The organism is Streptomyces sp. NPDC037126 (assembly GCF_055605965.1).
In genome coordinates this window covers 50,540-68,772 of sequence record NZ_JBVJTD010000010.1, presented here as the reverse complement: position 1 = coordinate 68,772, position 18,233 = coordinate 50,540, and the positions used below count along the sequence as shown (strand labels likewise).

The 18,233-nt window shown below is 70.0% G+C and carries 17 protein-coding genes and 2 riboswitches; of the genes, 5 read left to right on the top strand and 12 right to left on the bottom strand.

Annotated features, from left to right (window positions below; all coding sequences use genetic code 11):
* The first annotated feature begins 24 nt into the window (after positions 1-24).
* Entirely contained in the window at positions 25-1,305 is a 1,281-nt protein-coding gene (locus ACZ7FF_RS22405; protein WP_470814020.1) for an alpha/beta hydrolase, read from the top strand.
* Here the strand turns inward: ACZ7FF_RS22405 and ACZ7FF_RS22400 are convergent.
* From ACZ7FF_RS22400 to ACZ7FF_RS22355, 10 genes are all read right to left on the bottom strand, one after another.
* Positions 1,214-1,873 (bottom strand): trimeric intracellular cation channel family protein, encoded by a 660-nt coding sequence (locus ACZ7FF_RS22400; protein WP_470814019.1) that lies wholly within the window; start codon positions 1,871-1,873, stop codon positions 1,214-1,216. The two genes, ACZ7FF_RS22405 and ACZ7FF_RS22400, sit on opposite strands and share 92 nt — an antisense overlap.
* Before the next feature lie 47 nt (positions 1,874-1,920).
* A complete protein-coding gene (locus ACZ7FF_RS22395) occupies positions 1,921-3,312 on the bottom strand; it encodes a M1 family metallopeptidase (protein ID WP_470814018.1) in 1,392 nt (463 codons plus the stop codon).
* Positions 3,313-3,412: 100 nt separating this feature from the next.
* Positions 3,413-4,801 (bottom strand): ABC transporter ATP-binding protein, encoded by a 1,389-nt coding sequence (locus tag ACZ7FF_RS22390; RefSeq protein WP_470814017.1) that lies wholly within the window; start codon positions 4,799-4,801, stop codon positions 3,413-3,415.
* Positions 4,798-5,883 (bottom strand): ABC transporter ATP-binding protein, encoded by a 1,086-nt coding sequence (locus ACZ7FF_RS22385; RefSeq protein WP_470814016.1) that lies wholly within the window; start codon positions 5,881-5,883, stop codon positions 4,798-4,800. Before ACZ7FF_RS22385 ends, ACZ7FF_RS22390 begins: the two co-directional genes overlap by 4 nt.
* Positions 5,880-6,890 carry an ABC transporter permease gene (locus ACZ7FF_RS22380; RefSeq protein ID WP_470814015.1) on the bottom strand — a complete coding sequence of 337 codons (1,011 nt, stop codon included), beginning with the start codon at positions 6,888-6,890 and terminating at the stop codon, positions 5,880-5,882. Before ACZ7FF_RS22380 ends, ACZ7FF_RS22385 begins: the two co-directional genes overlap by 4 nt.
* 88 nt (positions 6,891-6,978) lie before the next feature.
* The gene (locus ACZ7FF_RS22375; RefSeq protein ID WP_470814014.1) at positions 6,979-8,721 is read right to left on the bottom strand and encodes an ABC transporter substrate-binding protein; all 1,743 of its coding nucleotides are present in this window, start codon (positions 8,719-8,721) and stop codon (positions 6,979-6,981) included.
* A 28-nt stretch (positions 8,722-8,749) separates the two neighbouring features.
* Positions 8,750-9,748 (bottom strand): ABC transporter permease, encoded by a 999-nt coding sequence (locus tag ACZ7FF_RS22370; protein WP_470814013.1) that lies wholly within the window; start codon positions 9,746-9,748, stop codon positions 8,750-8,752.
* Positions 9,749-10,211: 463 nt separating this feature from the next.
* Positions 10,212-10,973 carry an enhanced serine sensitivity protein SseB C-terminal domain-containing protein gene (locus tag ACZ7FF_RS22365; protein ID WP_470814216.1) on the bottom strand — a complete coding sequence of 254 codons (762 nt, stop codon included), beginning with the start codon at positions 10,971-10,973 and terminating at the stop codon, positions 10,212-10,214.
* Positions 10,974-11,179: 206 nt separating this feature from the next.
* Positions 11,180-11,971: an enhanced serine sensitivity protein SseB gene (locus ACZ7FF_RS22360; protein WP_470814012.1), complete on the bottom strand. Its 792-nt coding sequence runs from the start codon at positions 11,969-11,971 to the stop codon at positions 11,180-11,182.
* A 42-nt stretch (positions 11,972-12,013) separates the two neighbouring features.
* Complete coding sequence (locus tag ACZ7FF_RS22355; RefSeq protein ID WP_470814215.1) at positions 12,014-12,724, bottom strand: AAA family ATPase; 711 nt, start codon at positions 12,722-12,724, stop codon at positions 12,014-12,016.
* A 171-nt stretch (positions 12,725-12,895) separates the two neighbouring features.
* A riboswitch (glycine riboswitch) is annotated at positions 12,896-13,000 on the top strand.
* Positions 13,001-13,113: riboswitch (glycine riboswitch) on the top strand.
* A 43-nt stretch (positions 13,114-13,156) separates the two neighbouring features.
* On the opposite strand from ACZ7FF_RS22355, the gene gcvT reads away from it, so the two are divergent.
* The 4 genes from gcvT (at position 13,157) to ACZ7FF_RS22335 (ending at position 17,534) form a co-directional block, all read left to right on the top strand.
* Entirely contained in the window at positions 13,157-14,272 is a 1,116-nt protein-coding gene (gcvT, locus tag ACZ7FF_RS22350; RefSeq protein WP_470814011.1) for a glycine cleavage system aminomethyltransferase GcvT, read from the top strand.
* A gap of 137 nt (positions 14,273-14,409) precedes the next feature.
* Complete coding sequence (gcvH, locus tag ACZ7FF_RS22345; RefSeq protein ID WP_470814010.1) at positions 14,410-14,787, top strand: glycine cleavage system protein GcvH; 378 nt, start codon at positions 14,410-14,412, stop codon at positions 14,785-14,787.
* Positions 14,788-14,801: 14 nt separating this feature from the next.
* Positions 14,802-16,064, top strand: coding sequence for a serine hydroxymethyltransferase (gene glyA / locus ACZ7FF_RS22340; protein ID WP_470814009.1), 1,263 nt, complete (start codon positions 14,802-14,804; stop codon positions 16,062-16,064).
* A gap of 102 nt (positions 16,065-16,166) precedes the next feature.
* Positions 16,167-17,534 carry an L-serine ammonia-lyase gene (locus tag ACZ7FF_RS22335; RefSeq protein ID WP_470814008.1) on the top strand — a complete coding sequence of 456 codons (1,368 nt, stop codon included), beginning with the start codon at positions 16,167-16,169 and terminating at the stop codon, positions 17,532-17,534.
* 109 nt (positions 17,535-17,643) lie between these two features.
* Here ACZ7FF_RS22335 and ACZ7FF_RS22330 read toward each other — a convergent pair whose 3' ends face one another.
* Together ACZ7FF_RS22330 and ACZ7FF_RS22325 are read right to left on the bottom strand one after the other, a co-directional pair.
* Positions 17,644-17,862 (bottom strand): hypothetical protein, encoded by a 219-nt coding sequence (locus ACZ7FF_RS22330; RefSeq protein WP_470814007.1) that lies wholly within the window; start codon positions 17,860-17,862, stop codon positions 17,644-17,646.
* A gap of 19 nt (positions 17,863-17,881) precedes the next feature.
* Positions 17,882-18,187, bottom strand: a complete 306-nt coding sequence (locus tag ACZ7FF_RS22325) for a hypothetical protein (protein WP_470814006.1) — start codon at positions 18,185-18,187, stop codon at positions 17,882-17,884.
* Between the last annotated feature and the right edge of the window lie 46 nt (positions 18,188-18,233).

The following is an 18,233-nucleotide window of genomic DNA, read 5'->3' as shown; positions in this document are numbered from 1 at the left end:
CCCCTGTTTCCCCTCTATGGGGGCATGAGCCTCACCGGGACTCCGTTCCTCTACACGACCATTGTGCTGTCCGTGGTCGCCCTCATACTGCCGCTCTTCCTGTGGTCGCGGATGCGCTGGCCCCGGCCCCTGCGCATCACGGCCCGGGTGCTGATGCTGCTGTTCGCCCAGGGCACGGCGGTCACGCTGGTCTTCGTGCTGGTGAACAACCAGAACAACCTGTACGACAACTGGGCCGACCTGTTCGGGACCGGGAACCACGTCCAGCAGGCCGCCGACCTCGGCAAGGACGGTACCGGCGGCATAGCGGTGAAACGGTTGCCCAAGGTCAAGCAGACCTTCACGGCGGCCTCGGGTCCCGGTATGCGCCAGGCCGGCGGGGTGCGCGTCACCCAGCTCAAGGGCCGGGTCTCCGGCGTGAACGCCGAGGTCTACGTCTGGCTGCCGCCGCAGTACAACGATCCGGCCTACCGCAACAAGAAGTTCCCGGTGGTGGAGCTGCTGCCCGGCTACCCGGGCTCGGCGAAGGCCTGGTTCGGGTCGCTGAAGGCGCACGAGCAGCTGCTGCCGCTGATGCGCAGCGGCCAGGTGGCGCCCTTCATCCTGGTCGCCCCGCGCACCAACCTGCTGGCCGGCGTCGACACCGGCTGCGCCAACATCCCGGGGCAGGTCAACGCCGACACCTGGCTCAGCATCGACGTGCCGAAGATGGTCATGGACAACTTCCGTGCCCAGCCGGCGCCGCAGGGCTGGGCCGTCGCCGGGTACTCGGCGGGCGCCCACTGCGCGGTCAAGCTCGCCGTGGCGCACCCCGACCGGTACCGGGCCGCGGTGAGCATGTCGGGCTACAACGACCCGATCGGCGAGCGCAACTCCCTGGCCGCCCAGGACCCGCAGCTGCGCGCCGCGAACAACCCGTACCTGATCCTGAAGAAGCAGCCGGTGCCGCCGCGGATCGCGCTCTACTTCTCCGGCGAGTCCGGTGACGGCTACCAGGCGGGCATGGCGCTGGAGTCCATCGCCAAGGCGCCGACCACCGTGCACGTGGTGTTCCTGCCGCGCAGCGCGGGCGGTCACACCATGGCGCTGTGGCGGCCGCAGGTGCCGACGGTGTTCCGCTGGCTGACCCTGCAGATGGGCCAGAACCACGCGAGGGGCCGGGACGGCTCTCTTACCGGAAACACCGGTCCTCTTACCGGGACCGCGAGCGGGACTACTCCTCGGTCACCGTCGACCGGCGGTTCCACGCGCGCGGAGCTCGCCAGTGGAACCGCATCGCGAGCAGGCGCAGCACGAAAGCGGTGACGACCGCGAGCCCACTGGTGAGGGGGGTCAGGGCGTCATAGCGAATGCACAGCACCACCATGGTCGCGCCGACGATCGCTGGGACCGCGTACAGATCGCGGTCCCAGCGAAGCAGTGAGGGCACCTCGTTGGCGAGCACGTCCCGCAGTACGCCGCCGCCCACGGCGGTGGCGAGGCCCAGCGTCGCCGACGCGGTCAGGTTGAGGCCGTAGCTGTACGCCTTCGTCGTACCGCTGACGCAGAACAGGCCGAGGCCGGCCGCGTCGAAGACCAGCACCGCCGACTGGATCCGCTCCACGTGCGGGTGCAGGAAGAAGACCACGAGCGCGGCGATCAGCGGGGTCAGGAAGTACCCCAGGTCCGTGAAGGCCGCCGGGGGCACGGCCCCGATGACCACGTCGCGGAACAGTCCCCCGCCCAGCGCGGTGACCTCGGCGAGCACGGCGATGCCGAAGATGTCGAAGTTCTTGCGGACGGCCAGCAGCGCGCCGGAGATCGCGAACACGAAGATGCCGATCACGTCGAGCGTGTGCTGGACGGAGGGACTGAAGAGTTGCTGGAGCTGCACCCTGCCATTCTCACCCAGCGCGGGGTGTGAACCTTACAAAGCCAGGCTCACAGGGCCGGTTTCCCTGCGGTGAACAGCCAGGTGTGGAAGAGGTCACCCAGGTCCTGCCCACTGACGCGCTCGGCGAGGCGGATGAAGTCGGCGGTGTCCGCGTTGCCGTACCGGTGGAGCTTCGTCCAGGCGGGCAGCAGCCGGAAGAACGCCTTGTCCCCGATCCGCTCCCGGAGCATCTGGAGCGTCATCGCGCCGCGGTCGTAGACGGCGGAGGCGAACATCGTGTCCCGCTGCGGGTCGGCCACCTTCACCCCCCAGAACGAGGAGGCGGCGGGACGGGCGTTGTAGTCGGCGAGGAAGGAGTCGTGGGCGGACCTGGTGCCCTGGTGCTCGGCCCACAGCCACTGGGCGTAGGTGGCGAAGCCCTCGTTGAGCCAGATGTCCTTCCACTGGGCCACGCTCACCGAGTCGCCGAACCACTGGTGGGAGAGCTCGTGTACGATGGTCGTCTCACTGCGCACGGCCGAGTAGGCGGGCTTGCTCTGCACCTCCAGGGAGAACCCGGCCTCCGGCATGTCGTCCACGATCGCGCCGGTCTCCTCGAACGGGTACGGCCCGAAGACCTTCGACCAGTAGTCGGTGGCGGCGGCGGTGACGGCGTACACGTCGACGCTGTTGCTGTTCTTCAGCACCGGGTCGACGGCGACGTAGATCGGGATGCCGCCGGGGGTGCGCCCGGTGCGGACGTCGAACTTCCCGATGGTGGCGGTCGCCAGGTAGGTCGCCATCGGCTTCGACTCGCGCCAGTGGGTGTACGTCGAGGAGCCCTTGTCGTGCGCCGAGACCAGCAGGCCGTTGGACACCGCGGTCAGGCCCTTGGGCGCCTTGATCCGGATGTCGTAGGTGGCCTTGTCGGAGGGATGGTCGCTGGACGGGAACCAGGTCGAGGCGGCGTTGGGCTCGCAGGCGACGAAGACGCCGTCGGCGGTCTTCATCCAGCCGTACTTGGAGCCGAACACGATGGGCCCGCTGAGGGGCTGGGGTATGCCGCCGTAGGTGACGGAGACCCGGAAGGTCCTCCCCCGCGCGAGGCTCCGGCGCGGGGTGATGGTGACCTCGTCGCCGTCGCGCGTGAAGTGGGCGCGTCTGCCGTTCACCTCGACCCGGGTGATCTGCAGCTGCTGGAGGTCGAGGTCGAAGGAGGACAGGTTCTGGGTGGCGCGGGCGGTGAGGGTCGTACGGCCGTCGAGCCGGCCGGAGTCCGGGGCGTAGGCGACGTCGAGGTCGTAGTGCAGGGCGTCGAAGCCGCCGTTGCCGAGCCGCGGGAAGTAGGGGTCACCGACGCCGGGCGCGCCCGGGGTGGGGGCGGGGGCGGCTGCGATGAGCAGTAAGGAGGCCGCCGCGGTGGCGACGGCCCCTGAACGTGCCGAACGGGAGAGTGCCATGAGTCGTCCCTTTCGAGCGTGTACCGATCATGGGTCGGACACGGACGACTCTGCACTCTCCCGTATAAGCATGTACATGACTTTACCCAGTCGTCATGTGCTACTTGTCGGTTGACTCCTGGGACTTGGGCGCCGGCTCGGCGGCCCCGGGCGAGTCCTCGTCGGCGCCGGCCTCCTCGGCGGCGGCCGCGGGGGCCTCCTCGGCAGCCTCTTGCGACGTCTCCTCGGCGGGCTCCTCAGAGGCCTCCTCGGCAACGTCGCTTCCCGGGTTCTCCTCGGCGGGCTCCTCCGAGGACGCCGCGGCGGTCTCCTCGGCCAGCTCCGCCGCCACGGCCGCCGACGTCGCCGCCGACTCCGCGAGCACCTCGTCGGAGACCAGCTCGGCCGCCTCCTTGGCCGCGGACAGCAGAACGGTGTCCTGCGGAGCCTGGTCCTCGAAGTTCTCCGGGTGGTGGCAGGCGACCCGCTGGCCGGGCTTCAGCTCCAGGAGCGGAGGCTCGATGGTCCGGCAGATCTCCGTCGCCTTCCAGCACCGGGTGTGGAAGCGGCAGCCGCTCGGCGGGGCGATCGGCGAGGGCACGTCACCCTTGAGCAGGATGCGCTCGCTCTTGACGTTCTTGCGCGTCGGGTCCGGGATCGGCACCGCCGACATCAGCGCCTTGGTGTACGGGTGCATCGGCGCCTTGTACAGCAGGTCCCGGTCGGCGAGTTCGACGATCTTGCCCAGGTACATCACCGCGATCCGGTCCGACACGTGCCGGACGACGGAGAGGTCGTGCGCGATGATCACGTAGGTGAGGCCGAGCTCCTCCTGCAGGTCGTCCATGAGGTTCACGACCTGGGCCTGGACCGACACGTCCAGGGCGGAGACGGGCTCGTCGGCCACGACCATCTTCGGCTTCAGCGCGAGCGCCCGGGCGATGCCGATGCGCTGGCGCTGACCACCGGAGAACTCGTGCGGATAGCGGTTGTAGTGCTCGGGGTTGAGGCCGACCACCGACAGCAGCCGCTGGACTTCCTTCCTGATGCCGCCCTCGGGCTCGACGCCCTGCAGCTTGAAGGGGGCGCCGACGATCGTGCCGATGGTGTGGCGCGGGTTCAGCGAGGAGTACGGGTCCTGGAAGATCATCTGCACGTCGCGGCGCATGGGGCGCATGCCCCCGACGCCGAGGTGCGTGATGTCCTTGCCCTCGAACTCCACGGATCCCGCGGTCGGTTCGAGCAGCCGGGTGATCAGCCGGCCCATCGTCGACTTGCCGCAGCCGGACTCGCCCACGACGCCCAGGGTCTCGCCCTTGCGCACCTCGAAGTCGATGCCGTCGACGGCGCGCACCGCCCCGACCTGCCGTTGCAGCAGGCCCTTGCGGATCGGGAAGTGCTTCTGGAGTCCGGTCACCTTCAGCAGGATCTCGCCGTCGGAGACGGCGGTGCCCTCGTCGGTGGCGGCACCGTCACTCTGCGCGGGGATGCTCACTTTTTCGTCGCTCACAGCTTCGGCGCAATCTCTTCGGTCCAGATACGCTCCCGCTGCTCCGCCGTCATGTGGCAGGCCGCCCAGTGCTCGCTGCCGACCTCGGTCAGCTCGGGGCGGACCGTGCGGGTGACGTTGTCCTTGGGGATGTCCGCGTACGGGCAGCGCGGGTTGAAGGCGCAGCCCGAGGGGACGTTGATGAGGGAGGGCGGGGAGCCCTTGATCGGGGTGAGCCGCTCGGTCTGCTCGCGGTCGAGCCTCGGCATGGAGCCGAGCAGACCCCAGGTGTAGGGATGGCGCGGCGCCGAGAAGACCTGCTCGGCCGGCCCGCGTTCCACGCAGCGGCCGCCGTACATGACCAGCAGGTCGTCGGCCATCTCCGCGACGACCCCGAGGTCGTGCGTGATCATGATGACCGCGGAGCCGAACTCCTTCTGCAGGTCCCGGATCAGGTCCAGGATCTGCGCCTGGACGGTGACGTCCAGGGCGGTGGTCGGCTCGTCGGCGATGAGCAGCTCGGGGTTGTTCACCAGCGCCATCGCGATCATCGCGCGCTGGCGCATACCGCCGGAGAACTCGTGCGGGTAGCCGTCGACGCGCTTGTTCGGCTCCGGGATGCCCACGCGGTCCAGCATGTCGATCGCCCGCTGCTTGGCGACCTTCTTGCTGACGTTGTGGTGCACCCGGTAGGCCTCGACGATCTGCGCCCCGACCGTGTAGTAGGGGTGCATGGCCGACAGCGGGTCCTGGAAGATCATCGCCATCTTGCGGCCGCGCATCCGCCGGACCTCGTCCGCCCCGGCGCCGATCAGTTCCTGGCCGTCCAGCCAGACCTCACCGGAGACCCGGGCGTTGCTCGCCGAGCGGTGCAGGCCCATCACGCCGAGCGAGGTGACGGACTTGCCGGAACCGGACTCGCCGACGATGCCCAGCGTCCTGCCCCGGCGCACGTCGAAGCTGACGCCGTCCACCGACTTGACGAGACCGTCGTCGGTGTTGAAGTGGATACGCAGATCGCGCACGGAGAGGAACGCGTCGTCGGCGTCGGAGGGGGCGGTGGTGGCCGGTTCGCCGACCGCCGCCTTTTCGAGCTTGCTCACGAGTACCTCACGCGGGGGTCGATGGCTGCGTACACCAGGTCGACGAGGAGATTGCAGAAGACGATGAAGAACGCGGCGACCAGGGTCACGCCCATCACGATGGGCAGGTCGTTGTCCTTGATGGCCTGGATGGAGTAGGCGCCGACGCCCTGCAGGGAGAAGACGGTCTCGGTGAGCACCGCGGTACCGATGAGGGTGCCGAAGTCCATGCCGAAGATGGTCACGATCGGGGTGAGCGTGGACCGCAGCCCGTGCTTGGTGACGACCGTGGTCTCCTTCAGGCCCTTGGCGCGCGCCGTCCGGATGTAGTCCTCGTTCATCGTCTCCAGCATGCCCGCCCGGGTGAGCCGGGCGTACGTGGCGGAGAAGAGGAACGCGAGGCTGACCCAGGGCAGCAGCAGGTGCCAGGCCCAGTCGGCCGGGTTCTGCAGGAACGGCACGTAGTCGGTGCTGTCCCAGATGGGCCACTGGTAGACGAACAGCGCGTTGATGACCTGGCCGGTGAAGAAGATCGGGAGCGAGACGCCGGCGAGGGCGATGAACATCGAGATGCGGTCGATCGGCTTGCCCTTGCGCAGGGCCGAGATGACACCGGTGGTCACACCGAAGATCAGCCAGATCACCGCGGCACCGACAGCCAGCGAGAAGGAGACCGGGATGCGCTGCTCGAGCTGGGGCCATACCTCGACGTGACTCTTGAAGGAGTACCCGAAGCAGGGGGCGCTGCAGTGTGTCGCGTCGGGGCCGAACTTGTAGTCGGCGCCCACGAACAGGCCCTTGATGTAGTCCCAGTACTGGATGTAGATGGGCTGGTCGAGACCCAGGTTGTGCTTGATCGCGGCGATGGACGAGGGGTTGGCGTCCTTGCCGACGTACTGGGTGGCCAGCTGGGTGGCTGTCTGGCCGCCGAGGCGGGGGACCAGGAAGAAGATGGCGAAGGTGACTGCGCTGACCACCAGCAGCAGTACCAATGCGCCGAAGACGCGTCGGATGATGTACGCAGCCACAGCTGTGCGGCTCCGGGTGGCCGGGACGGTGTGTCCGCCCCGGCCACCCGGTGCCTTCACCTGCCTTTCAGGGGTATCCGGCCTGCTGTTACTTCGAGGAGCTCAGCAGCAGGTAGTCATACATGCCGAGGTACGCCTGCGTGACCGTGACGTTGGTCGCGGACGTGGGCCTGATCAGCAGGTTCTTGCGGTAGACCAGCGGGACGACCGAGGCGTTGTCGGCAACCATCTTGTCGATGTCGCCCCAGGCCTTGGTGCGGGCCGCGGAGTCGGTGTTGCCGATGGCCGCCTTCAGAGCGGCGTTGATCTTCGGGTCGTTCAGCTCCATCAGGTTGTTGCCGCCCGAGGGCTTGATGGCGCTGCCGTCGATGATCTGGTCCAGGAAGCCGTAGCCGGTCGGCCAGTCGGCGCCCCACGCCATCATCATCATGCCGAGCTTGTGCTGGTGGACGTAGCTCGGGACACCGGCGAAGTTGGCGAAGTACTTGCCGGAGGGGAACTGCTTGATGTCGGCGTTGATGCCGACGGCCTTCAGGGAGTTCTGGATGGCCGTGGCGCCCGCGATCTCGGAGGGGCGGTCGGAACGGGCCGTCAGCGTGGTGGAGAAGCCGTTCGGCTTGCCGCACTGCTTCAGCTCGTCCTTGGCCTTGGCCACGTCACCCTTGTGGCCCGCGGACGGGTACTCGTCGAACTTGGTGTAGCCGTTGACCGACGGCGGCAGCAGCGTGGTGGCCACGTCGCCCTTCGGCGAACCGCCCATGGCGTCGATCACCGACTGCTTGTCGACGGCCCACTGAACGGCCTTGCGGCAGTGGACGTTGTCGAACGGCGCGACGTGCACGTTCAGCGCCATGTAGCCCGTGGCACCGGCGTAGGAGTTGTCCGTCTGCTTGGCGTACTTGCCGGCCAGGACCTTCGGCTGGGTCTGCGGCTGCACACCGGCGCCGGAGATGTCGGCCGTGATCTTGTCAGCCATCAGGTCGTTGTCGATCGAGACCGGGTTGACCTTGAACTTGACGTTGATCTTGTCCGGCAGCGCCTTGCGGATCGGGTCCGTCTTCGGGTCCCAGTTCGGGTTGCGGACGAGGGAGGCGCTGGCGCCCTCCTCGTACGAGGCGAACTTGTAGGGGCCGGAGGACACGATGTGCTGGACGTACTTCGCACCGTCGTCCTTCGCCTGCGGCACGGGGGCCGTCTGGGAGAAGGTCGCCAGGTAGTCGAAGTCGGCGAACGGCTGGTTCAGGTGGAAGACGATCGTGCGGTCGTCCGGGGTGGCTATGGAGTCCAGGCCCTTCTTGTCCTTGTAGGGGCCCTTGTACTTGTCACCACCCTGCAGGTACGCCTTGAAGTACGTCGGGCCGTTGGACAGGGCCTCCGGCGCGAAGTTGGAGCGCTCGATCGCGTACTTGACGTCCTTGGACGTGATCGGCGTGCCGTCGTCGAACTTCAGGCCCGAACGCAGGTGGTACGTCCAGGTCTTGGCGTCCTTGCTGGGCGTGCCCAGGGACTCCGCGAGGTCGGGGACGACCGTGAGGCCGTCCTTGCCCGCGGCCGGCTTGAACGTGACGAGCGTCCGCGCGTAGAGGCGCGAGAAGTTCTGCACGAAGCCGTAGTAGGTGTTGCCCGGGTCAAGGGAGTCGGGCACGTCGGAGTCTTCCAGGTTGACCGTGCCCCCCTTCTTGCTCGACGCGTTGACGATGGAGTCCAGCGCCGCGTCCTTCGTTCCGTTGCCGCCACTACTGCTCTTGCCGCCCCCGCCGCCGCACGCGGCCGCGCCCAGGGACAGCACCGTGACCGACGCCACGGCGGCGATAACCCTTCTCGTCTTCACGTTGAGGAAAGCCCCCTCTATCGATGGATCACTTGCTGCGAGGGTCGAGCGCGTCACGCAGCCCGTCACCCAGCAGGTTGAAGGCCAGGACGGTGATGAAGATCGCCAGTCCGGGCACGAACATGTACTGCGGATCTGCGGTGTAGAGATCCACGGCGTTGCTGAGCATGCCGCCCCACGAGGCCTGCGGCGGGGCGATGCCGACTCCGAGGAAGCTCAGCGCGGCCTCGAAGAGGATGTTCGTCGGGATGATCAGCGTCGAGTAGACGAGGATCGGGGCGACGAGGTTCGGGAGCAGCTCGCGGAACAGGATGTACGGTCCACGGGCTCCCAGGCTGGTGGCGGCCTCGACGAACTCCCGCCTGCGCAGGGTCATCGTCTGGGCGCGCACGATACGGCCGATGTAGGGCCAGCTGAAGAAGCCGATCACGAAGATCAGCACCGAGATCCGCAGCGGCAGGCCGTTGAGCCCGAAGAAGCCGTCCTGCACCGAGGCCGAGATGGCGATGGCGAACAGCAGCAGCGGGAACGCCAGGAAGGTGTCCATCAGCTTGCTGATGATGCTGTCGACCCAGCCACCGTAGTAGCCGGCGATCACGCCCAGCACGGTGCCGATGACCACCGAGAGGAGCGTGGCGCCGCCGGCGACCAGGAGGGAGACCCAGGAGCCGTCGATGATGCGGGCGAGCATGTCGCGGCCGTACTGCGGCTCCACACCCAGCGGGTGGGCCCAACTCATGCCGCCCCAGGCGCCCTTGGGAGCGAGCAGCGCGGGGTCGATGAGGTCCTGGTGGAACTTGTCCGGGTCGAGGCCGAAGATCGACTCGATCGGCTTGGCGAGCACCGCCATGAGAACGAGCAGAACGACGACGACGCCACCCGCCACGGCCAGCTTGTCCCGCTTGAACCGGGTCCAGGCGATCTGGCTGAGTGAACGCCCTTCGATCTGGCTCTTCTTGGCCCCGGCGAGCACGGACTCGGGAGGCGCTCCCGCCTCCGCCCCGGTGGTCTCGATCGGTGCGGTCACAGTTGACCTGACCCCTCTCGCCGGTGGTGACCGGCCTTTGTCCGCCGCTGTGGGCGGCTTGGTTCACTTACCTGCGCCGGCCGCACGTCGGTGACGGCCCAGAGACCCGGCTGTTCCTGTGACTGGTTCGAGCACAGGATCGACGGCCTCGCGTCTTGAGAGGCGAGTCTTCAATGCGGTCTCGATCACGCGCCAGGGTCGATGGAGAAAGTATGCGCAAACGTGATGCCGCCTAGGGGATTCCGTTATCCGAACAGCATGATCTGCCTGTCGGACACGGACATTGGGGGCATCGGGCCCCGAACCGACGGGGGCATCCGGGGCAGTTGAGAACAGACCCGGAGAAACGTGACCTGCGTCACACCCCTCCGCAGCCGCGTCCGGAAGGCGGGTCGGGACGTGGGTCGGCGCAGCCCTGGCCGGGCGTGCGGCCGGGGCCGGGAGGGCCGCGAGGGCCGGTCTGTCAGTAGCCGCCGTGCACCGGTGGGTAGCCGTACCCCGCCGCGGGGGCCTGGGGCTGGGGACCGGGGGCGTGGGCCTCGCGGTCGTAGAAGGGGCGGGCGTTGGCCCGCATCCACATCACGATCGGGTCGTACTCGTCGGTCATCGCGACCGTCGACACCGGCAGGCCCTCCGGGACCGCGCCGACGGACTGCTGCATCATCGCGCGCACCGAGTCCACGGCGGCGGGCGAGGTGTCGTACACGTCCAGGCCCAGCGCGAGGTAGGGCGCCCCGAGGGCGGGCTGCACCCAGGCGCGGCGCAGGGAGCGCAGCGCGGGGGTGCGGTGGGCGTTCTGCGCGAGCAGGGCGTAGAACTGCGGGACCTCGATGCCGGGTTCCGTCAGGCGCAGCGGGCCGGCCGGCTGGCGGTCCAGGCCGGTCGCGATGCGGCGCAGGTCCAGCCAGGGGATGCCCACGCCGCCGCCCGGGGCGTGCGGGTTGAGCCAGAGGCCGTAGTGGTCGGGATAGAGGGTGCGGGCCACGTCCAGGCCGTCGACCACCTCGTAGGAGCGGTTCCAGCCGCTGGCCGACAGCTCCTGGGCGGAGGTCACGCACGGGGCGTAGTGGAAGCCCGCGACCTCCATGTTCCCGTACTGGGCGTCCGCGGAGCCGGCCTGGCCGTGCCACAGCAGCATCCAGATCTGGCCGGAGGACGGGGCGGCGAGGGCGCGCAGCAGTGCCTCGTAGGCGTCGTAGCGTCCGGGCGTGACCTGGCGCAGCATGTGCTCCACGCTGCCGCTTGGGCTCGCGCTCACCTTTCTTACCGCCCCTTCGATTCTTTCCCCACGTTTGGACACAGCTTAAGCGCCGACGGGCCCGGGGCCCCGTGCCCGTACGCGGGTGCGGGTGCGCCCCGGCCCGCCGCGCCCCGCGGCCGGGCCGCATTTCGGGGCACGGCCCCGCACTCCTCGCGCCGGCCCTCGGCCGGTCAGTGGCCGTGCTGGTAGAACGGCCGGACGTTCGCCCTCAGCCAGTCGCCCACCGGGTCCTCGGCCACGTCCAGCAGGACGAGGTTCACCGGCCAGGCGACCGGGACCCTGCCGAGGGCACGGCCGAGTGCCTCCAGGGGAAGGGCGCGCAGATCGCCCTCCCACTGGGAGAGTTCGACGCCGACGAACATCACCGGGTCGGCCGTCTCGACGGCGGCCAGGCAGCGGCGGGCGGTGAGGACCACGCCGATCCCGTCGAACTCGGCGGAGGCGGCGGAGAGGAAGTCGACCGGGTCGTCCTGCCAGTCGGGCTCGAAGAGGCGGACCCGGCCGCCGGTGGCGAGGCCGTCGAGCGGGGTGCGGCCCGCGCGGCACAGTTCCGCGACGGCCTGCGGCGGCAGGGGGATGCCGACCACGCCACCGGGGTTCACCGCGATGCCGGCCTGCGGGGGCAGGCCGCGGGCGAACTCCACGGCGGGCGCGATCGTGTACGACATGTGGGAGCCGGCCACCTGGCGGAACTGCTCCTCCGAGCTGAACACCGGGACGTACACCTGACCGTCGATGTCCAGCGTGGGCAGGTCGAGCGGGCCGCTGTCCGGGCCGCCGCCGGCCGGCAGCGGGACCCAGACGAAGCTCCGGCCGAGGACCTCGATGATCCGGCCGCCCGCCGTGGGGACGCCTAGGGAGGCCGACAGCACCTCCTCCAGCTCGTTGCCGGGCCAACCGCCGTGCGGGTGGGGGTGCGCCTGTGCCGGGAAGTCCGCGGGAAAGTCCGCCGGGAAGTCCATCTGCCTACCGCCTGCTGGGAACCACTGCTGGGAACCTGAAGGCTAGCGGGTGGCTGTGACGGCGTCCCCCGGCCGGGCGGGCCCGGCGAAGCCTATGCGGTGCAGGGTGTCCGCCGCGGCCCGGTCGATCAGCACCGCCGAGCCGCAGCCCGGGGGCAGCTCGCCCCGCTCCACCGCGCCGAGCAGACGGGCCGTCGTACGCCGATGGCGGCCGAACGCGTAGCGGGAGACGCCCCGGCCGCGCTCGCGCTGGCCCTCCCGGGCCGTCCCGGGCGGGACGTCGAGCAGCAGCAGGTGCAGGGTGGCGCCGCGGCGGCGGGCCGCACGGGCGAGCCAGGCGCGCACCCAGGCCTGGGTGCCGCAGTCGTGCACCACGACGCCCGCCCCGGTGCGCAGGGCGCGGCGCAGGGCGGCGTAGTGGGCCGCGCGGACCAGGGGGCGGTAGAGAACGTACGGCAGGCGGCGGGGCAGGCGGGCCGCGAATCGGTCGCGGGTGTCCTGGGAGTCCACGCGGGGGCCCGCGACCGCGCGGCGCATCAGCGTGGACTTGCCGCCGCCGGGCAGGCCGGCGACCACCACGACGTCACCGGGGGCGAAGAGCAGGGCCCGCGGGCCGCGCGCGGCGAGGTCGCGCAGGTCCCGGACGGCCGGCTCGGGGTGCTCGGCGCGGCGCTCGCGGGCCGGGGCGCGGCGCTGCCGCGGCACCGCGGCGGCGGTGCCCGTCGCGTACGCCGTGGTTCTGTTCACCGTGATCGCCCTCCCCTGTGTCCCGGTAATATCCATGCCCGGCCAAAGTAAAGAGAAGGTAATGGAATGAGTGCGGCGGCCGGGGGCGCGTACCGCCACGGCGCGGTTACGGAGACGGCCCTGACGGGCGGGGCCGTGGCGTGCAATGATGTGGCCGCCAACTGCATACCGGCCGTTTGAATCCGCGCGGGAGAGTCCCCGGGTCCCCTCTGGACCGCCCGGGGCGCCGAAGGAGCAAGTCCCTCCCTTGAATCTCTCAGGCACCGTTACCGCGCGGGCGAGGCACATCTGAAAAGCGGGCCGCTGTGTCAGTGGCTCCACCCAAGGTGCAAGCCCTGATCGCCCCCGTGGCGGTCCTGGCGAACCTCTCAGGTTCCGATGACAGATGGGGAGGAACGTTCCTCGCCCCATCCCCGTGCCCTGGGAGACGACCGACCGATGAGCAGTACCGAACTCCGCCACACCGCGCTCGATGCCGTGCATCGCTCGCTCGGCGCGACGATGACCGACTTCGCGGGCTGGGACATGCCCCTGCGCTACGGCTCCGAGCGCGACGAGCACCTCGCCGTGCGCACCAAGGCCGGTCTGTTCGACCTCTCCCACATGGGCGAGATCACCGTCACCGGCCCCGAGGCCGCCGACTTCCTGAACATGGCCCTGGTCGGCAACATCGCCTCCATCGGCGTCGGCCGCGCCCGCTACACCATGATCTGCCAGGCCGACGGCGGCATCCTGGACGACCTGATCGTCTACCGGCTCGCCGAGACCGAGTACATGGTCGTGGCCAACGCCTCCAACGCCCAGGTCGTGCTGGACGCCCTGAGCGAGCGCTCCGGGGGCCTCGAGGTCGAGGTGCGCGACGACCGGGACGCCTACGCGCTGATCGCCGTGCAGGGCCCGGAGTCCCCCGGCATCCTGAAGTCGCTCACGGACGCCGACCTGGACGGCCTGAAGTACTACGCGGGCCTGCCCGGCACGGTCGCCGGCGTCCCCGCGCTGATCGCCCGCACCGGCTACACCGGCGAGGACGGCTTCGAGCTCTTCGTGAAGCCGGAGCACGCGGTCGAGCTGTGGCAGGCGCTGACCAAGGCCGGCGAGGGCGTCGGCCTGGTGGCGTGCGGCCTGTCCTGCCGCGACACGCTGCGCCTGGAGGCGGGCATGCCGCTGTACGGGCACGAGCTGACCACCGCCCTGACCCCCTTCGACGCCGGGCTCGGCCGCGTGGTCAAGTTCGACAAGGGCGACTTCGTCGGCCGCACGTCGCTCGTGGAGGCCGCCGCCCGCGCCGAGCAGAACCCGCCGCGCGTGCTCGTCGGCCTGATCGCCGAGGGCCGCCGCGTCCCGCGCGCCGGGTACCCCGTCGTCGCCGGCGGCCAGGTGATCGGCGAGGTCACCTCCGGCGCCCCCTCCCCCACGCTGGGCAAGCCGATCGCCATGGCCTATGTCGACGCCGCGCACGCGGCGCCCGGCACCGAGGGCGTCGGCGTCGACATCCGGGGCAGCCACGAGCCGTACGAGGTCGTGGCGCTGCCGTTCTACAAGCGCCAGAAGTAGACACTGGGCGCGGCCGCGCCCCGCACGGAGCCGGTCCGCGGCGGGCACGTGACCCTGCGCACACCCGCCCGCGCCCACCAGCAGTTTCCGTACTCCCCCCTCACCACCACTCCCGCGCGTACAGGAGAATTCAGGCCATGAGCAACCCCCAGCAGCTGCGCTACAGCAAGGAGCACGAGTGGCTGTCGGCCGCCGAGGACGGCGTCTCGACGGTCGGCATCACCGAGTTCGCGGCCAACGCGCTCGGCGATGTGGTCTACGCCCAGCTCCCCGAGGTCGGCTCCACCGTCGAGGCGGGCGAGACCTGCGGTGAGCTGGAGTCGACCAAGTCGGTCTCCGACCTCTACTCGCCGGTGGGCGGCGAGGTCACCGAGATCAACGAGGACGTCGTCAACGACCCGTCGCTGGTGAACTCCGCCCCCTTCGAGGGCGGCTGGCTGTTCAAGGTGCGCGTCACGGAGGAGCCGGGTGACCTGCTCTCCGCCGACGAGTACGCCGCCCACACCGCCGGCTGAGGAGTAGTGGCCGAATGACTGTCCTGAACACGCCCCTGCACGAGCTGGACCCGGAGATCGCCGCGGCGGTCGACGCCGAGCTGAACCGCCAGCAGTCCACCCTCGAGATGATCGCCTCCGAGAACTTCGCGCCGCTCGCGGTGATGGAGGCCCAGGGCTCGGTCCTCACCAACAAGTACGCCGAGGGCTACCCGGGCCGCCGCTACTACGGCGGCTGCGAGCACGTCGACGTCGCCGAGCAGATCGCCATCGACCGGATCAAGGAGCTGTTCGGCGCCGAGTACGCCAACGTGCAGCCCCACTCCGGCGCCTCCGCCAACCAGGCGGCCCTGTTCGCGCTGGCCCAGCCCGGGGACACCATCCTCGGCCTGGACCTCGCCCACGGCGGTCACCTGACCCACGGCATGCGGCTGAACTTCTCCGGCAAGCAGTTCAACGTGGTCGCCTACCACGTGGACGACTCGGGCCTGGTCGACATGGCCGAGGTCGAGCGGCTCGCCAAGGAGCACCGCCCCAAGGTGATCATCGCGGGCTGGTCCGCGTACCCGCGCCAGCTGGACTTCGCCGAGTTCCGCCGGATCGCCGACGAGGTCGGGGCCTACCTGTGGGTCGACATGGCGCACTTCGCGGGCCTGGTCGCCGCCGGTCTCCACCCGAACCCGGTGGAGCACGCGCACGTGGTCACCTCGACCACGCACAAGACCCTCGGCGGTCCGCGCGGCGGCATCATCCTCGCGAAGAAGGACTTCGCGAAGAAGCTGAACTCCTCGGTCTTCCCGGGCTTCCAGGGCGGCCCCCTGGAGCACGTGATCGCGGCCAAGGCGGTCTCCTTCAAGGTCGCCGCCTCGGAGGACTTCAAGGAGCGCCAGCGCCGTACGGTGGAGGGCGCCCGCATCCTCGCCGAGCGCCTGACCGCGGCGGACGCCCGCGAGGCCGGTGTCAACGTGCTGTCCGGCGGCACCGACGTGCACCTGATCCTGGTCGACCTGCGCGAGTCCGAGCTGGACGGCCAGCAGGCCGAGGACCGCCTCCACGAGGTCGGCATCACGGTCAACCGCAACGCGGTCCCGAACGACCCGCGCCCCCCGATGGTCACCTCGGGCCTGCGGATCGGCACGCCCGCCCTCGCCACCCGCGGCTTCACGGCCGAGGACTTCGCCGAGGTCGCGGACGTGATCGCCGAGGCGCTGAAGCCGTCGTACGACGCCGAGGCCCTGAAGGCGCGCGTGACGGCGCTCGCCGACAAGCACCCGCTGTACCCGGGTCTGAACAAGTAAGTCACGTTCCGCGGGGTACCGCGCACACTGGAGATGTCCGGTGTGCGCGGTACCCGCCCCCCGTACCACCCCTTGCACCACCCCCGTATTGAGGAGTCCCCCGTGGCCATCTCGGTCTTCGACCTGTTCTCGATCGGCATCGGCCCGTCCAGCTCCCACACGGTCGGCCCGATGCGGGCGGCGCGCATGTTCGCGCGGCGGCTGCGCAACGAGGAGCTGCTGGAGTCCGTCGCGTCGATACGCTCCGAGCTGTACGGCTCGCTCGGCGCGACCGGCCACGGCCACGGCACGCCCAAGGCGGTGCTGCTCGGCCTGGAGGGCGCCTCGCCGCGCACGGTCGACGTGGAGGGCGCGGACCAGCGGGTGGAGGACATCAAGGCGACCGGGCGGCTGAACCTGCTCGGCGAGCACGAGATCGCCTTCGACTTCGACGCCGACCTCGAGCTGCACCGCCGCAAGGCACTCCCCTACCACGCCAACGGCATGACGCTGTGGGCCTACGACGCCTCGGGCGCCGAGCTGCTGTCCAAGACCTACTACTCGGTCGGCGGCGGCTTCGTGGTGGACGAGGACGCGGTCGGCGCGGACCGCATCGTGCTGGACGACACGGTCCTGAAGTACCCCTTCCGCACGGGCGACGAGCTGCTGCGCCTGACGAAGGAGACCGGCCTGTCGATCTCCTCCCTGATGCTGGAGAACGAGCGGGCCTGGCGCACGGAGGAGGAGATCCGCGAGGGCCTGCTGGACATCTGGCACGTGATGCAGGCCTGTGTGCGGCGCGGCATGTCCCGCGAGGGCATCCTGCCCGGCGGGCTGAAGGTCCGCCGCCGTGCGGCCGTCTCCGCCCGCCAGCTGCGCGCCGAGGGCGACGCGCTGGCGCACGCCATGGAGTGGATCACGCTCTACGCCATGGCCGTGAACGAGGAGAACGCGGCCGGCGGCCGGGTGGTGACCGCGCCCACGAACGGCGCGGCCGGCATCATCCCCGCCGTCCTGCACTACTACATCAACTTCGTGCCGGGCGCCGACGAGGACGGGGTCGTGCGGTTCCTGCTGGCCGCGGGCGCGATCGGCATGCTCTTCAAGGAGAACGCCTCCATCTCCGGCGCCGAGGTCGGCTGCCAGGGCGAGGTCGGCTCCGCCTGCTCCATGGCCGCCGGCGCCCTCGCCGAGGTCCTCGGCGGCTCCCCCGAGCAGGTCGAGAACGCGGCCGAGATCGGCATGGAGCACAACCTCGGCCTCACCTGCGACCCGGTCGGCGGCCTGGTCCAGATCCCCTGCATCGAGCGCAACGGCATGGCCGCGGTCAAGGCGGTCACGGCCGCGAAGATGGCCATGCGCGGCGACGGCTCCCACAAGGTGTCCCTGGACAAGGTCATCAAGACCATGAAGGACACCGGCGCCGACATGTCGGTCAAGTACAAGGAGACCGCCCGGGGCGGGCTCGCGGTGAACATCATCGAGTGCTAGCGGACGGTTCACCGGGTTCTGGAGGAACGGTTCACCGGTCACCGGCGGAACGGTTCACCAAGACGGGCGCGGCCCGGGGCCCCGGGCGCTCGGCGCCCGCCCGGGGTGCCTACATCGGCCCCGCGTCGTGCGCCCGCGCGGCGGCGAGCTGCTCCTCGGTGAGGGTCGACGGGTCCGGCCTGCTGACCACGGCCCAGTGCTTCCCGACGGGGCAGCGTGCGTAGCGCGTGGACGGGGTGAGCCGCAGGGATCTGATGCCGACGAACGGTATCCATGTGGCCGTGTAGAGGTGTCCCGCCGAGCACCGGACCACCGACTTCCTGGCCATGCGTCGCCTCCTCGGCACCTCAGACGGACTCGACCTTGAAGCTGCTGCCGTTGCGGGCGCCGAGGCGTGCCGTCACCCGGGGCTGTGCGCGGGCGTCGCGCTCCACGGTCAACTCCTCGGTACCCACGGCGAGCCGGGCCGCACGCTGGCCCTTGTAGCGGAAGAACACGGCGATCTCATGGGATCCCGGCTCGACCGGCACCTCCGTCGTACCCCACCTCGCCGGCCACTCGACCCCGTCGATCTCCACCACCGGCCTCGTGAAGGCACGGTGGAAGGGCATCGCCACCAGCGAGGGACGGATGTCGACGACAACGTTCACCATGACCATCACCGAATTCCTTGCCTAGTCGTACGTCTGCACAGTTGCG